Source organism: Streptomyces sp. NPDC058697, assembly GCF_042715345.1.
Taxonomy (GTDB): domain Bacteria; phylum Actinomycetota; class Actinomycetes; order Streptomycetales; family Streptomycetaceae; genus Streptomyces; species Streptomyces liliifuscus.
Genome location: NZ_JBHXSU010000035.1, coordinates 26,372 through 41,921 on the forward strand (window position 1 = coordinate 26,372; position 15,550 = coordinate 41,921).

At 70.6% G+C, this 15,550-nt stretch carries 13 protein-coding genes; 10 read left to right on the forward strand and 3 right to left on the reverse strand.

Annotated features, from left to right (window positions below; translation table 11 throughout):
• Positions 1–22 precede the first annotated feature (22 nt).
• The 4 genes from ACFWXQ_RS42835 (at position 23) to ACFWXQ_RS42850 (ending at position 3,949) form a co-directional block, all read left to right on the forward strand.
• Entirely contained in the window at positions 23–994 is a 972-nt protein-coding gene (locus ACFWXQ_RS42835; protein WP_383949182.1) for an ABC transporter substrate-binding protein, read from the forward strand.
• A 151-nt stretch (positions 995–1,145) separates the two neighbouring features.
• Positions 1,146–1,961: a DUF1684 domain-containing protein gene (locus ACFWXQ_RS42840; protein ID WP_383949179.1), complete on the forward strand. Its 816-nt coding sequence runs from the start codon at positions 1,146–1,148 to the stop codon at positions 1,959–1,961.
• Between the two features lie 237 nt (positions 1,962–2,198).
• On the forward strand, positions 2,199–3,104 hold the full coding sequence (locus ACFWXQ_RS42845; RefSeq protein WP_383949176.1) for a S1 family peptidase: 906 nt from the start codon (positions 2,199–2,201) through the stop codon (positions 3,102–3,104).
• Positions 3,105–3,247: 143 nt separating this feature from the next.
• On the forward strand, positions 3,248–3,949 hold the full coding sequence (locus ACFWXQ_RS42850; protein ID WP_383949172.1) for a hypothetical protein: 702 nt from the start codon (positions 3,248–3,250) through the stop codon (positions 3,947–3,949).
• 333 nt (positions 3,950–4,282) lie between these two features.
• Here ACFWXQ_RS42850 and ACFWXQ_RS42855 read toward each other — a convergent pair whose 3' ends face one another.
• Positions 4,283–5,164, reverse strand: coding sequence for an alpha/beta fold hydrolase (locus ACFWXQ_RS42855; protein ID WP_383949169.1), 882 nt, complete (start codon positions 5,162–5,164; stop codon positions 4,283–4,285).
• 89 nt (positions 5,165–5,253) lie between these two features.
• Between ACFWXQ_RS42855 and ACFWXQ_RS42860 the strand changes: the two genes are divergently transcribed.
• Positions 5,254–6,249 (forward strand): slipin family protein, encoded by a 996-nt coding sequence (locus ACFWXQ_RS42860; protein ID WP_383949166.1) that lies wholly within the window; start codon positions 5,254–5,256, stop codon positions 6,247–6,249.
• Positions 6,250–6,534: 285 nt separating this feature from the next.
• Entirely contained in the window at positions 6,535–7,617 is a 1,083-nt protein-coding gene (locus ACFWXQ_RS42865) for a S1 family peptidase (protein ID WP_383949163.1), read from the forward strand.
• A gap of 111 nt (positions 7,618–7,728) precedes the next feature.
• Here ACFWXQ_RS42865 and ACFWXQ_RS42870 read toward each other — a convergent pair whose 3' ends face one another.
• Positions 7,729–8,778 (reverse strand): DUF3533 domain-containing protein, encoded by a 1,050-nt coding sequence (locus tag ACFWXQ_RS42870; protein WP_383949160.1) that lies wholly within the window; start codon positions 8,776–8,778, stop codon positions 7,729–7,731.
• 158 nt (positions 8,779–8,936) lie between these two features.
• Between ACFWXQ_RS42870 and ACFWXQ_RS42875 the strand changes: the two genes are divergently transcribed.
• Positions 8,937–12,440 (forward strand): DNA polymerase III subunit alpha, encoded by a 3,504-nt coding sequence (locus tag ACFWXQ_RS42875; RefSeq protein WP_383949157.1) that lies wholly within the window; start codon positions 8,937–8,939, stop codon positions 12,438–12,440.
• Positions 12,437–13,411: a hypothetical protein gene (locus ACFWXQ_RS42880; protein ID WP_383949154.1), complete on the forward strand. Its 975-nt coding sequence runs from the start codon at positions 12,437–12,439 to the stop codon at positions 13,409–13,411. Before ACFWXQ_RS42875 ends, ACFWXQ_RS42880 begins: the two co-directional genes overlap by 4 nt.
• Before the next feature lie 124 nt (positions 13,412–13,535).
• On the opposite strand, the gene ACFWXQ_RS42885 is transcribed toward ACFWXQ_RS42880, so the two are convergent.
• Positions 13,536–13,910 carry a cupin domain-containing protein gene (locus ACFWXQ_RS42885; protein ID WP_383949151.1) on the reverse strand — a complete coding sequence of 125 codons (375 nt, stop codon included), beginning with the start codon at positions 13,908–13,910 and terminating at the stop codon, positions 13,536–13,538.
• A 119-nt stretch (positions 13,911–14,029) separates the two neighbouring features.
• On the opposite strand from ACFWXQ_RS42885, the gene ACFWXQ_RS42890 reads away from it, so the two are divergent.
• Together ACFWXQ_RS42890 and ACFWXQ_RS42895 are read left to right on the forward strand one after the other, a co-directional pair.
• A complete protein-coding gene (locus ACFWXQ_RS42890) occupies positions 14,030–14,476 on the forward strand; it encodes a MarR family winged helix-turn-helix transcriptional regulator (protein ID WP_383949148.1) in 447 nt (148 codons plus the stop codon).
• 171 nt (positions 14,477–14,647) lie between these two features.
• Positions 14,648–15,526, forward strand: a complete 879-nt coding sequence (locus ACFWXQ_RS42895) for an esterase/lipase family protein (protein ID WP_383949145.1) — start codon at positions 14,648–14,650, stop codon at positions 15,524–15,526.
• The last annotated feature ends 24 nt before the right edge of the window (positions 15,527–15,550 follow it).

Sequence of the window (15,550 nt, forward strand, 5' to 3'; positions counted from 1 at the left end):
TTCTCATTTCAGGAGTTCACCCGTGATATCCCGACGCACCCTCGCCGCCTCCGTCGCCGCACTCGTCGTCGCCCCCCTGCTCAGCGCCTGCGGCGGTGACAGCGACGCGGCAACCGGTACGGGCGGTTCCGGCACCAAGAAGGTCGGCGACGTCAACATCGGCCCGGACCAGAACCGGATCCGCGGCAAGAAGGTCGACGACATCGCCGCGCTCGTCCCGGCGGCCATCCGCAAGCGCGGCACGCTCAAGCTCGGCCAGAGCGCCGACGCCTCGCCGCCACTCGGCTTCTACGCGACCGACGACAAGACCAGAATCGGCTCCGAGATCGACCTCGCGACCCTCGTCGCCGACACCCTCGGGCTGAAGCTCGACAACGACGAGGTCTCCTGGGAGAACCTCTTCGTCGGTCTCGACAGCGGCAAGTTCGACGCCGTCTTCTCCAACGTCACCGTCACCGAGGAGCGCAAGGAGAAGTACGACTTCGCGACCTACCGTCTCGACAACATCTCGTTCGAGGCCAAGAAGGGCACCGGCTGGAAGGTCGAGGGTCCCGAGGACGTGGCGGGTAGGACGATCGCCGTCTCCTCCGGCACCAACCAGGAGAAGATCCTCGTCGACTGGAGCAAGCAGAACGAGAAGGCGGGCCGGAAGCCGGTCTCCATCAAGTACTTCCAGAAGGACACGGACTACTACCTGGCCCTCCAGTCGGGCCGTATCGACGCCTACCTGGGCCCCAGCCCGTCCGCCGCGTACCACGTTGCCTCGGCCGGGCAGTCGGAGGTCATCGGCACGCTCTCCGGCGCCGGCGACGACCTCCAGGGCAAGATCGCCGCCACCACGAAGAAGGACAGCGGGCTCGTCGACGCGTACGCGGCCGCCATCAACCATGTGATCGAGGACGGCAGTTACGGGCGTGTGCTCAAGCGCTGGGGTCTGTCGAGCGAGGCCGTGCCGAAGTCGGAGATCAACCCGCCCGGCCTGCCGAAGATCTAGGAGATCCCGGGATCCCGGGGCCCCGGCGGTCGCGGCCGCCGGGGTGTTCGGGGAGGTCACGACCGCCGGCGGTCGCGCCGGGCGGAATACACCGGCGCGACGCCGCGCTCACACCTCGGCCCGGCGGAGCCCGGGGGGAAGGGCCGATCACATGACGACGGAACACATGACGACGGAACACGGGGCGGCGGACGCGTCCGAGGAGTGGAAGCACTGGCACGAGCACCGCACCGAGACGGTGTCCGCGCCCTACGGCCCGCTCGCGCTCAGGGGCACCCACTGGGTCGAGGACTATCCGGAGGGGCTACTTCCGGACATGCCCGGCCGGTGGTCCGTGGCCGGTGACGCGGTCGTGCTGACGGCCGGCGCGGCCGACGGCCTCCTCGTGGACGGTGAGCCCTTCGCCGGTGAGATCCGGCTCGGGGCCGACCCCGGTCCGGCCGCCACGGCCCGGGTCGCGCACGGCGAGCGCCGGTTCGTCGTCCTCGTACGGGAAGGGGTCCTGGGGGTACGCGACTTCGACCCCGCCTCCCCGGCCCGGCGGGCGTTCCGGGGCATCGAGGCCACGCCGTACGACCCGCGCTGGTCGGTGCCGGGCCGCTTCACGCCGTACGGGGAGGACCGGACCGTACGCGTGGCGAACGCCGACGGGCGGGAGCGCGGGCTCGGGCTCGGCGGTGAACTCGCCTTCGGGCTGGACGGGCAGGATCTGACCCTTCAGGTGACGGTTCAGGGGGACGGATCGCTGTGGGCTGTTTTCGGCGATGTGACGAGTGGGAACGGCAGCCATCGCTTCCGGTTCCTGCGCCCGGCGGCTCCTGACACCGAGGGGCGCACGACGGTGGACTTCAACCGGGCCCTGCTCCCGCCCTGCGCATTCGCGGACCACTTCATCTGCCCATTCCCGCCGCCGGGCAATAGCCTGAGCGCGGCGATTGCCGCTGGGGAACGCAATCTGCTCCGATAATCCGCACGTAATCCACACACTGCCGTCGATGAGATCAACTCCCGTGGGACATACGTAAGTTGAACGCCGCACGGCCGAAAGGCGCCCTTGCGCCCGTCGGGTGTGCGGCCAAATACTCCCCCCAGCGCCTTGTCAGGGGCACGGCTTGTCCGGAATCCGGGCATTCTTCCTCTGGCGTGCGCCTCACGGGCCCCGACCCCACGCGGGCCCCCGACTTCCCTTTGGAGGGAACGAACAGTGAGGACCAAGCGCACCACCCCCCGCAGCGGAATAGCGAGACGGACCCGGCTGATCGCCGTCACCTCCGGACTCGTGGCCGCGGCCGCATTCACCATCCCTTCCGCGAACGCGAGCGACGCGCAGACGTTCAGCGCCTCCCAGCTGAAGAGTGCCAACTCTTCGGTGCTCAAGGCCGACGTGCCGGGCACCGCCTGGGTGACCGACGCCAAGACCGGCAAGGTCGTCGTCACGGTCGACAGCACCGTCTCCAAGGCCGAGATCGCGAAGATCAAGCGGGCCGCGGGCACCAACGCCGGCGCTCTGCAGATCAAGTACACGCCGGGCAAGTTCAGCAAGCTGATCAAGGGCGGCGACGCCATCTATGCGAGTAGCTGGCGCTGCTCCCTCGGCTTCAACGTCAAGAACAGCGCGGGCGCCGACTACTTCGTGACCGCCGGTCACTGCACCGACGGCGCGGGCACCTGGTACTCCAACTCCGGCCGTACCACGGTCCTCGGGCCGACCGCGGGATCCAGCTTCCCGACGAACGACTACGGTCTCGTCCGGTACAGCAACACGAGCATCGCCAAGGAAGGCACCGCGGGCAGCGTCAACATCACCAGCGCCGCCACCCCGGCCGTGGGCACGAACGTGATCCGCACCGGTTCCACCACCGGCACCCGCACCGGACGCGTCACCGCGCTGAACGCGACCGTCAACTACGGCGGCGGCGACATCGTCTACGGCATGATCCAGACCACGGTCTGCGCCGAGCCCGGCGACTCCGGCGGTCCGCTCTACGGCAGCAACGGTGTCGCCTACGGTCTGACCTCGGGCGGCAGCGGCAACTGCACCTCCGGTGGCACCACGTTCTTCCAGCCGGTCACCGAGGCGCTGGGCGCCTACGGAGTCAACGTATTCTGACCGGTACGCGACACATCGACACCCGCGTGACCTGACTGCAGCCAGCAGCAGACGAGCCCCCGTACGCCGTTCGCGGTGCGGGGGCTCGTCCTTGGCCGTGGGGGCTCGCCCGGGTGCACGAGGAAGACCGGGGGAACAAGGAAGTGGCTTCCGACCAGCAGCGCCATGTACGCCGCAGTCCGCTGCTGTTCACGACACCGCTGGTGCTGCTCGTGGTGCTGGCGCTGGTGCTCCTGTGGGAGATCACGCGCGGCAACGTGACGGGGGAGCTGAGCCGCCAGTGGCCCTGGCGGCTGCGGCTGATGGACACGGACGCGCTGGGCAGCCTGCTGGCGGTCGCGCTCGCCGCGGTCCTCGGCCGGGCGCAGTACGCGCGTACGGTACGGCCCGCGCTGGGCTGGCGTGCGTCCTGGGTACTGCCCGGCGCCTTCGCCCCGGACGAGCCCGCCTGGGAGGTGGGCGTCCTGAACGGTGGCCCGCAGCACGCCGTGGTGGAGCGGGTGGAGTACCGGCTCGTACCGCACGACGGGGCTCCCGGGGCCTGGACCGACCACGCGGGACTGCTGCGGGAACTCGCCGCCATGGGGCTTGTGCACGGCAAGCACTACCGGCAGATGCTCGTCGGCGCGGGCTTCCCCCTGCCGGGCGCCACCGGGTACGAGACCGTGCCCCACGGCGCGTACAGCCAGCGGTTCGTCGACGAGATCGACGAGTTGCGGCTCCGGCTGCGGGTGACGGACGCCGTGGGCGACAGCCATGAGCGGGAGATGGACCTGATGCGCGGGGCACGGCTGGAGCGGCCGGGGGCCGCGGGGAGCGGGCTCATAGTGGGGCCCGGGGTGTGAGGTGACCCGGGGCGTGAGGTGACCCCGGGGGTGAGGCGGTCCTGGGCGTGAGGTGGCCCCGGGTGTGAAGTGGCCCCGGGGGTGGAGTGCTTCGGGTGCGAGGCGGCCCCGGGTGTGAAGTGGCCCCGGGGGTGGAGTGCTTCGGGTGCGAGGCGGCCCCGGGTGTGAAGTGGCCCCGGGGGTGAAGTGCTTCGGGTGCGAGGCGGCCCCGGGCGTGAGGTGGCCCCGGGGGTGAAGTGCTTCGGGTGCGAGGCGGCCCCGGGCGTGAGGTGGCCCCGGGGGTGAGGCGGTGGCCCGGGTCAGATGTCGGCCCGGGGCGGGTGGCGGTTCGGGTCAGGTGGCGGTCTGTGGGGTCGCGCAGAGCCAGTCCAGTACGTCCGGGAGGGCCTCCAGGGCTGAGAAGTGGCTGCCCTTCGGATCCAGGACCGGGCGGGCGCGGGGGATGTGCTCGGCCAGCCACTCGAAGTGGCCCACCGGGGAGAAGGTGTCCTCGGCGCCGTGCCACAGCAGCACGGGACGGGTGATCCGCGCCGGGTCGAAGCCCCAGTGGCTCAGCAGCGCGAGGGTGTCGTCGAGCCAGCCGTAGGCCGACTCGCGCAGCGCCTCACGGTAGTTGCGCAGCAGCATCTCGCTCACGGCCGGGGTGGAGACGATCCGGCGGTCGGCGTCGGTGAGACCGTCCTTGACCGACGCGAGGAGCTGTGCCGGGTCCGCACGGATCGCGGCGGCCCGGGCGGCGAGCCGGTCCGCGAACTCCAGGGGGTCCGTGAGCGCCTGCGTGAACTCCTCGACGTTGGACCTCGCCATCCCGTCGAACCAGTTCAGCCCCTCGGCGACCGGCGGCGCGAGGCTCGCCATCGCCGCCGCCCGCCGCACCCGCGAGGGCAGCAGCGCCGCGCAGGCCAGCGCGTGCGGGGCACCGCCGGAGCGGCCGAGCACCGCGAACCTCCCGAGCCCGAGCCCGTCGGCCAGTGCCGCCACGTCCCGCGCGGCCTGCGCCACCCGGCGTCCGGGACCGCGGTCCGAATCCCCGTACCCCGGCCGGTCGTACGCGATGAACCGCACCCCGGGACGCTCGGCCATCAGCTCCGCCGGGACCGCCCCGTGCCGGCAGCCCGGTGTGCCGTGCAGCAGGATCACCGGGCTGCCGTCCGGGTCCCCCCACTCCTCGAACGCCAGCCGCCGTCCGTCCCGCATCCGTATCCCGTTCGGCACCTCGGTCCTCCATCTCCCCTTTGCGTACGCGCCGGAGTTACCGTCGAAGTACACACCTGTTGCGCCCGATACGGACCCTGGGGGTCGTAATGGTCGAGGAGCTGGTGACGGCGGGAGTGGCTCTCGCGTCCGTCGGAACGGTGTACGCGATGGCGGCGGCCCGCGTCGTCAAACAGTACGAACGGGGCGTGGTGCTCCGCCTCGGCAAGCTGCGATCCGGGGTGCGTGGTCCGGGGTTCACCATGATCGTGCCCTTCGTGGACCGGCTCCAGAAGGTCAACATGCAGATCGTGACGATGCCGGTACCCGCGCAGGAGGGCATCACGCGGGACAACGTGACGGTGCGGGTGGACGCCGTCGTCTACTTCAAGGTGGTGTCCGCCGCGGACGCGATCATCCGGGTCGAGGACTACCGCTTCGCGGTCTCGCAGATGGCGCAGACGTCACTGCGCTCGATCATCGGCAAGAGCGAACTGGACGATCTGCTCGCCGACCGCGAGAAGCTCAACCAGGGCCTGGAGCTGATGATCGACAGCCCTGCCGTGGAGTGGGGCGTCTCGATCGACCGCGTCGAGATCAAGGACGTGTCCCTGCCGGAGACGATGAAGCGGTCGATGGCCCGGCAGGCGGAGGCCGACCGTGAGCGGCGGGCCCGGGTCATCAACGCGGACGCCGAGCTCCAGGCCTCCAAGAAACTGGCGGAGGCCGCCGGAGTGATGTCCGAGCAGCCCGCCGCCCTGCAACTGCGACTGCTGCAGACGGTGGTGGCGGTCGCGGCCGAGAAGAACTCCACGCTCGTCCTGCCCTTCCCCGTCGAGCTGCTGAGGTTCCTGGAGCGGGCACAGCAGCCGGCGCAACAGGCGGCGCCTCCCGCGCCCCAGGTGCAGCAGCAGCCGTCGGACGGGACGGCTCTGACACAGCCGTCGTTGCCCGAGGCACAGCAGCGTCCGATTCAGCCGCAGGAGCTCTCGGCGCAGGCGCAACAGCTGTTGGCGCAGTGGCAGCAATCGATGCAGGAGCAACTCCCGCCCGTCGAGACACCGTTGGATCCGGACTTCGGAGGGTCGAAATCCGGACAGGACTAGACCTCACAGGCTGCCGTTAGTTACTCGCTCGTAGTGTTTGCTATGGGAATCGACGTGGTGAGACGGCCACTTGTCAACGCGCGTCAACCATGCGGGGGCGCGCGTGCGTTGTGGCACGCGCGTCCTGAAGTCGACCTTGTGTGCTCCCGTACGGCCTCGGAATAGTGGGCGGCGTCCGTTGGCATGGACGCGGCTTTTATTGTGAGTCGGGCCCATGTCCGTACACCTTTCGGTCCCGGTGGCCCCCACAGCCGCCGTTTCCGACCCCCCACAGGAGGACACAAGTTGAAGCACCGACGCATACCCAAGAGGCGGGCGGCCGTGGCAGGTGCGGGCATCGCCGCACTGGTCGCCGCGGGAGTCACCTTGCAGAGTGCGAACGCGAGTGAGACCGCGCCCGCTCCCGAGCTCAAGACCCTCTCGGTCACGGCGGCCGGAAAGCTCGCCTCGACGCTCGGCAAGGACCTCGGCACGGACGCCGCGGGAACGTATTACGACGCGAAGGCGAAGAGCCTCGTCGTGAACGTCCTCGACGAGGCCGCGGCCGAGACCGTCGAGTCGGCCGGCGCCAAGGCCAGAATCGTCGAGAACTCCATCGCCGAACTGAAGGGCGCCCGTACGACGCTGAAGCAGGACGCGACCATCCCCGGCACCTCGTGGGCGGTCGACCCGGCGACGAACAAGGTCGTCGTCACCGCGGACCGTACGGTCAAGGGCGCGAAGATGGCGCAGCTGACCAAGGTCGTCGACGGGCTCGGCGCCAAGGCCGAACTCAAGACCACCAAGGGGGAGTTCAAGCCCTTCATCGCCGGCGGTGACGCCATCACCGGTGGCAGCGGCCGCTGCTCGCTCGGCTTCAACGTGGTCAAGGGCGGCGAGCCGTTCTTCCTCACCGCCGGGCACTGCACCGAGGGCATCACCAACTGGTCCGACTCGTCCGGCACCGAGATCGGCGAGAACGCGGACTCCAGCTTCCCCGACAACGACTACGGCCTGGTGAAGTACACCGCGGACGTGGACCACCCGAGCGAGGTGAACCTCTACAACGGTTCCGCTCAGGAGATCACGGGTGCGGCGGAGGCCACCGTCGGGATGGAGGTCACCCGCAGCGGGTCCACCACCCAGGTGCACGACGGGTCGGTGACCGGGCTGGACGCCACCGTGAACTACGGCAACGGTGACATCGTGAACGGGCTCATCCAGACCGACGTGTGCGCGGAGCCGGGTGACAGTGGTGGGTCGCTGTTCTCGGGCAGCAGCGCGATCGGACTCACGTCCGGTGGCAGCGGGGACTGCACCTCCGGTGGGGAGACGTTCTTCCAGCCGGTTACCGAGGCGTTGTCCGCCACGGGGACTCAGATCGGCTGACGGTTTCGTTGGCTTGAACCCCGTTCCCACCGGCCTGGTGGGGGCGGGGTTCCTCGCGTTCGTGGAGAAGGTGCGGGTGCGTTGTGGCTTGTCGCGCAGTTCCCCGCGCCCCTAAGGGCGCCCCTGTGAACCGGGGCTTGTTGAGTTGGCCCGTAGCGAGCCCGCGATGAGTGTGACCGCGGTGCCGACTGCCGCCCAGGCCGAGAGGATCAGGAGTGAGGCTGTTGTGTCGTTGCCCTTGAAGTAGGCGATCGAGCGGGCCGCCCAGGTGCCGGCGCCCGGGGGGAGGGCGGGGCCGATCGCTCTCCAGAACGGGGGGAGCATCGGGGGTGGGAGGGCGCCGCCCGCGCTCGGGTTGCCCAGGATCACGATCAGCAGGACGGCCACTCCGATGCCGACGATCCCGAAGAGGCACTGGAACGCGAGCGTGGCCGCTCCCACCGCGAAGGTGATCAGCGCGCCGAGCCCCCAGAGGGCCCAGACGCTGCCCGGCAGGGCTCCCAGGACCGGTCCGACGATGAGCGCTCCGCCGAGTCCGCCGGCGATCGCGACCACGGCCATGGCGGCGAGCCGGATCGTCGCGCGCCGCGGGTTGGCCGGCCGCGCGCCCGCGCTGACCGCCAACGCCGACGCGCACAGATAGCCGCCCACGCACCAGCCGACGACCAGGTAGAAGGTGGTGAGCCCATTGGCGTCCTGGGCGTCGGCCGGGACCACGTCGACGGTTCGCACCGTGCGCCCTTGTTCCTTCTCCAGCCCGGTGACGAGCGCGATCAGTGTGGTGGTCAGGACCTTGCCGCCGCCGGACGCGACCAGCAGGGTGTCGGTGGTGCCCGCCGGGTCGATCACCAGGGCGCCGTCGATGTCGCGGTTGACGATCTGCTCGCGTGCCGTCGCCCGGTCGGGGAGCGCGCGAGGGTCCAGGGGCTCGCCTGGGAGCTGCTTCAGACGGGCCACCGCCTGGTCCGCGGCGGCTCCCGGGGCGACCACCCCGAACGCCACGTCCTTCGGCCTCGGGTTGTGCAGCGCCCCCACATAGGAGGCGATGAAGAGCAGCTGCAGGGCGACCACACCGATGACGAGCAGCGTGGCCCGCGGAGTGACTCCGTCCTTCACCTCTTCGAGGAAGGTCCGGTGAGGGGCCCCGGCTGTCTGTGTCATGCCCCCACGGTCCGAGCCGCCCGGCGTTTGCGCAGGTGGGACGGGTCCGAACGGATGTCGCACACATGTTCGGGAATTGGTCTATGGTGGGGGTGAGGGAGTAGGGAACAAACGTTCGAGGGCTGGCATGGGAGCCCCTGGGAGTGGTGGAGGTGCGCGTGCCGGGCTTCACGCATCTGCACACCGTTTCCGGGTTCTCCCTGCGGTACGGGGCCTCGCATCCGGAGCGCCTCGCCGAGCGCGCCTCCGAGCGGGGCATGGACGCGCTCGCCCTCACCGACCGGGACACCCTCGCGGGCACGGTCCGCTTTGCCAAGGCCTGCGCCGCCCAGGGCGTGCGTCCACTGTTCGGGGTCGACCTCGCGGTCGAGGAGCCCGTACGGGCCGGTGGGGCCGTAAGAGGGGAGCGGCGGCGGGCTCCCGTGCGGGGCGGTGCCTTCATCGATGAGTCGACACCTCGGGTGACCTTCCTTGCCCGGGACGGCGCGAAGGGCTGGGCCGAGCTCTGCAGAATCGTTACTGCGGCGCATGCGGGCGACACGGGCGGACCGCTGCTGCCCTGGGCCGACAACCACGCCGACGGCCTGACCGTCCTGCTCGGGCCCGCCTCCGACGTCGGCAGGGCACTCGTCGCCGGGCGCCCCGACCGGGCCGCGAAACTGCTCGCGCCCTGGCGGGAGGTCTACGGCGACGCCCTGCGTCTCGAAGCGGTCTGGCACGGGCGCGAGGGCACCGGTCCCGGCTCGCTGCGGCTGGCCGCCCGTACCGTCGGCTTCGCCGCAGAGCAGCAGGTGCGGCCGGTGCTCAGCAACGCCGTCCGGTACGCCGACCCGGGCATGGGCCCGGTCGCCGACGTCCTGGACGCCGCCCGCCGGCTCGTGCCGGTCGACCCCCGCAAGGAGCTGGACAGCGGAGAGGCCTGGCTCAAGGACGCGGGTGCCATGCTCGGCGCCGCCGAACGGATCGTCGAGGCCGCGGGTTTTCGCCGTGACACCGCCTACCGACTGCTCGAACAGACGCGGGCCACCGCCGCCGAGTGCCTCGTCGACCCGGAGGACGACCTCGGCCTCGGCGCCGTGCACTTCCCCGAGCCGCACCTCGTCGGCGCCGGACGCCGTACCGCGCAGCGGGTGCTGGCCTCGCGGGCGGCGGCGGGGATGGTGCGGCGTGGCTACGACCGTTCTTCCGAAGCGCGTGACTACTGGGAACGGATGCACCGCGAGCTGGACATCATCGCCCACCACAACTTCGCCTCCTACTTCCTGACGGTCGCTCAGGTCGTGGACGACGTACGGGAGATGGGCATCCGGGTCGCCGCGCGCGGCTCCGGCGCGGGCTCGCTCGTCAACCACCTCCTCGGCATCGCGCACGCCGACCCCGTCGCGCACGGGCTGCTGATGGAACGCTTCCTGTCCAAGCGCCGCCCGGTCCTGCCCGACATCGACATCGACGTGGAGTCCGCCCGCCGGCTGGAGGTCTACCGCGCGATCATCGGCCGGTTCGGCACCGAGCGGGTCGCGACCGTGGCGATGCCGGAGACGTACCGGGTGCGTCATGCGGTACGGGACGTCGGCGCGGCCCTCTCCATGGACCCGGCCGACATCGACCGCATCGCCAAGTCCTTCCCGCACATCCGCGCCCGCGACGCCCGCGCGGCACTGGAGGAACTGCCCGAACTGCGGTCCCTGGCAGGGGAGATGGAGAAGTACGGGCGACTGTGGGACCTGGTGGAGGCACTGGACGCCCTGCCGCGCGGAGTCGCCATGCACCCGTGCGGGGTCCTCCTCTCCGACGCCTCGCTCCTCGCCCGTACGCCCGTCATGCCGACCAGCGGCGAGGGGTTCCCCATGTCGCAGTTCGACAAGGAGGACGTCGAGGACCTCGGGCTGCTCAAACTGGACGTGCTGGGTGTGCGCATGCAGTCCGCGATGGCGCACGCGGTGGCCGAGGTGGAGCGGGCCACGGGGGACCGGGTCGACCTGGACGCCGTCGAGGAGGGCGACCCCGCCACGTACCAACTCATCCGCTCCGCCGAGACGTTGGGCTGCTTCCAGATCGAGTCGCCGGGCCAGCGGGACCTGGTGGGCAGGCTGCAGCCCGCGAACTTCCACGATCTCGTCGTCGACATCTCCCTCTTCCGGCCGGGACCGGTCGCGGCCGACATGGTGCGGCCGTTCATCGAGGCGCGGCACGGCCGGGCGCCGGTCCGCTTCCCCCACCCGGATCTGGCGGAGCCGCTGAGGAGCACGTACGGGGTCGTGGTCTTCCATGAGCAGATCATCGACATCGTCGACATCATGACCGGCTGCGGGCGCGACGAGGCGGACCGGGTGCGGCGCGGGCTGTCCGACCCCGAGTCGCAGGGACGGATCCGGGTGTGGTTCGCGCAGCACGCGGCCGCCCGGGGGTACGACGCGGAGACGATCGCCCGTACCTGGGAGATCGTCGAGGCCTTCGGGTCGTACGGCTTCTGCAAGGCGCACGCGGTCGCCTTCGCCGTGCCGACGTACCAGTCGGCCTGGCTGAAGGCGCATCACCCGGCTGCCTTCTACGCCGGGCTGCTCACGCACGATCCCGGGATGTATCCGAAGCGGCTGCTGCTCGCGGACGCGCGGCGGCGGGGGGTGCCGATCCTGCCGTTGGACGTGAACCGGTCGGCGGTCGCACACCGTATCGAACTGGTGTCTGAATCCGAGGGGTTCGAGGGAGCGGTCGGGGGGACCCTCAGGGGCTCCGGGAAGGCCTGGGGTGTGCGGCTCGCGCTCTCCGACGTGCACGGCATCAGCGAGGCCGAAGCGGCGCGGATCGCGGACGGGCAGCCGTACGCCTCGCTGCTCGACTTCTGGGAACGGGGCCGGCCGAGCAGACCGCTGGCCCAACGTCTCGCACAGGTCGGTGCGTTGGACGCCTTCGGTGCCAACCGCCGTGATCTGCAACTGCACTTGACCGAGCTGCACCGGGGGGCGCGTGCCGGTCGCGGGAACCAACTTCCCCTGGCCGGTGGACAGAAGACCGCGCCGGCCGGGCTGCCCGACCTCTCCTCTGCGGAGCGGCTCAGTGCCGAGCTGGGTGTGCTCTCCATGGACGCCTCACGGAATCTGATGGACGATCACCGGGCGTTCCTGGAGGAGCTTGGCGTGGTCACCGCGCGCCGGCTGCGGGCGGCACGGCACGGTGAGACGGTCCTGGTCGCGGGCGCCAAGGCGGCCACCCAGACCCCGCCGATCCGCTCCGGCAAGCGGGTCATCTTCACCACCCTGGACGACGGCACGGGCCTGGTCGACCTCGCCTTCTTCGACGACTCACACGACGCGTGCGCGCACACCGTCTTCCACTCCTGGCTCCTGCTCGTACGCGGAGTGGTGCAGCGGCGCGGCCCGCGCAGCCTCAGCGTGGTCGGGGCGGCCGCCTGGAACCTCGCCGACCTGGTGGAACTGCGGCGCGAGGAAGGCCTGGACGGAGTGGCCCTGCGACTGGCCGAACCGCAGGGGGAGGACGGGGCCGAGGGCGGCTCGCGGGACACCGGAGATCCGACGGGCGGCCGTCGAATCCAGATGCCCACGGGATACGAAATGCATCCGTGGGCCGATCTGCGCCCGGCGGGCGAAGGGCCCGCCGGTGGAAGGAAGTTGTGGCACCAGAGCCCGGGGAGTGCGGGATGACCATCCTCTGTGTACGTTTCCAGCTGCCTCCGGCGTACGAGTCCGCCCTGCCCGGGCTCCTCGGCACGCTGGAGGAGTTCACCCCCGTCGTCGAGGCGCTGCCGCCCGACGGAGCGCTGGCCGATCTGCGGGGCGCCGAGCGGTACTTCAAGCGGGACGTCGGGGAACTGGCCTCGCTGATCCGGGTACGGGCGCTCGCCTGGCACGGCGTCGACTGTGTGATCGGGGCCGGACCCGGGCCGATGTTCGCACGGATGGCCCTGCGGGAGGCTGTCCCCGGGACGACCCGCGTGGTGCCCGAAGACCCCTGCGCCCTCGCGGAGTTCCTGGCGGAACAGCCCGTGCGGGCGCTGCCCGGAGTCGGCACCGCCACCGCCCGCACCCTGTGCGAGTACGGCCTGGACAGCGTCGGCAAGGTGGCCGCCGCACCCCTGTCCACACTGCAACGGCTCACCAGCGCCCGCACGGGCCGCGAACTGCACGAGATGGCACAGGGCGTCGACCGCGGCCGGGTCGTACCGAACGCGGTCTCCCGGTCACTCGCCGCCGAACGCCCCTTCCCGCGCGACGAGTTGGACCCGGACCTGCACCGGCGCGCCCTGCTCTCCGCCGCCGAGGAACTGGGCTCCCGGCTGCGCGCCCTGGAGAAGGTGTGCCGCACGCTCACCCTCACCGTCCGCTACGCCGACCGCTCCACGACGACCCGTAGCCGCACCCTCCCCGAGCCGACCGCCCACTCCTCGGCGCTCACCGGCGCCGCGTACCGCATGTACGAGGCGCTCGGCCTGCAGCGCGCCCGGGTCCGCGGCATCGTCCTGCGCGCCGAGGGGCTCGACCCCGCCGAACAGGCCTCCTACCAGCTCACCTTCGACCCGGTGGACGAGAAGGTCCGGCGGGTGGAGGAGGCGGCGGACCGGGTCCGGGCGAAGTTCGGACCGCGGGCGGTGATGCCGGGTTCGTTGGTGGCGTAACGCTCCGCGGGGAGCGGGTGGGAGCGGGTGGGAGCTGCGGGTCGTTCGGGAGCTGCGGGCCGGATGTGGCTGGTCGCGCAGTTCCCCGCGCCCCTGATGGGGTGCCCCCGGCATTCCCGCCAGGTCAGTTGGCCCACGGCGGAGTAATCACCGTGCCGTCCGCCAGCTTTGCCTGGAGGCCGATCGACGTGGTGACCCAGGAGATCGCGGTCTCCTCGGCCGGGTTCTCCACGGCGAGTGTCGCGCCGGGATTGATGATGACCGTGTCGCCGGCGCTGATCCGTTCGGTGCGGCCGTCGAGGGTCATCAGGAGTTCCCCGGCCAGCAGATGGAAGATCTCCTCGCGGTTGACCGTGTGCGCGGGTGCCTTCGTGCCCCCGAGGATCTCGCCCCGCCAGGCGCACAGTTCCCTGCTCCCGCTGAGCGGAGTGGCGTACGAGACGAAGCGCGCGCCGTGGATCTCGTGGACGACGGCTTCGGACGAGCGGACTACGGGCACGGCTGCCTCCGGCGGTGAATGCGGTGGTGAACGGCGGTGACGAATGGTCAAGCTGCTTGACCATATGGATACATGGTCAAGCTGCTTGACCAATTCGTCAAGGGTGTTTCAATGCCTGCGTGCAGAACTCCGAGGCCATGGCCCTGTCCGCCGCCCTGCTCGCCGTCGCCGGCGAGCTCACCCAGCGCATCCATGAGGGTGTCGTCGCCCGAGGGTTCGAGGGGGTTCGGCCCGCGCACGGGTTCGCGTTCGCGCGGCTCGCGCCCGGCGGGGCGACGGTCACGGAACTGGCCGCCCATCTGGGCGTGACCAAGCAGGCCGCGAGTCAACTTGTCGATGAGATCGTCCGCAAGGGGTACGCCGAACGGCGCCCGCACCCCGACGACGCCCGCGCCCGGCTGGTCGTACTGACCGAGCAGGGCTGGGCCTGTACGCGGGCGGCCGAAGAGGCGGCCGCGGAAGCCGTCGCCCTCTGGGTCGAACTGCTTGGCGAGGGTGAAGTCCGTGCGTTGCGTGACCGTTTGCTGCGCATTGCGCCCTACGGTCCCATCAGGCCCGCCTGGTGACGGTTCCACGGCACGTGTCAGTGCTCCCGGCCAGCACCGGAAGTTTTTACTGACGCGTAACTTCACACTTCTACTACTCGCTCGTAACTTGGCAAAAGAACAGCATCCTCGTGATCCGGATCACAGGGCGTACGCCATCGCAACTCCCTTGAGCCGCAAGGAGATCACTCGATGCTGCCCTGGAAACGCCTGCTCAGACCCCTGGCCGTGCTGCTGCTGACCGCCGCGGTCACCGTCGTCCCCACCGCCACCGTCGCTACCGCCGCCACCGCTGAGGCCGAGTCCGCGCCGAGCCGTGGCTGGAACGACTACTCCTGCAAACCGTCCGCCGCCCACCCGCGACCCGTCGTCCTCGTCCACGGCACCTTCGCCAACTCCGTCGACAACTGGCTGGGCCTCGCGCCCTACCTCGTGAACCGTAACTACTGCGTCTTCGCCCTCGACTACGGGCAGCTGCCCGGCGTGCCGTTCTTCAACGGCCTCGGTCCCATCGACAAGTCGGCGGAGCAGCTCAAGACCTTCGTCGACAAAGTGCTCGCCGCGACCGGTGCGGCAAAGGCCGACCTCGTCGGCCACTCTCAGGGCGGCATGATGCCCCGTCACTATCTGAAGTTCCTCGGCGGAGCCGCCAAGGTGAACGCCCTCGTCGGGATCGCCCCCGACAACCACGGCACCACCCTGAACGGACTCACCCAACTGCTCGACTACTTCCCCGGCGCGGCCGACCTGCTCTCCACCGCCACCCCCGCCCTCGCCGACCAGGTGGCCGGATCCGCCTTCCTGACCAAGCTCAACGCGGGCGGCGACACCGTCCCCGGTGTCCGCTACACGGTCATCGCCACCAAGTACGACGAGGTCGTCACGCCGTACCGCTCGCAGTACCTCGACGGTCCGAACGTACGCAATGTCCTGATCCAGGACCTGTGTGCGGTCGATCTCTCCGAGCACGCGGCGATCGGGCTCATCGACCGGATCGCCTTCCACGAGGTGGCGAACGCCCTTGATCCGGCGCATGCCACCCCGACGACCTGCCTGTCGGCGATCGGCTAGCGCGGCAGGGGAACTGCGGGCCGT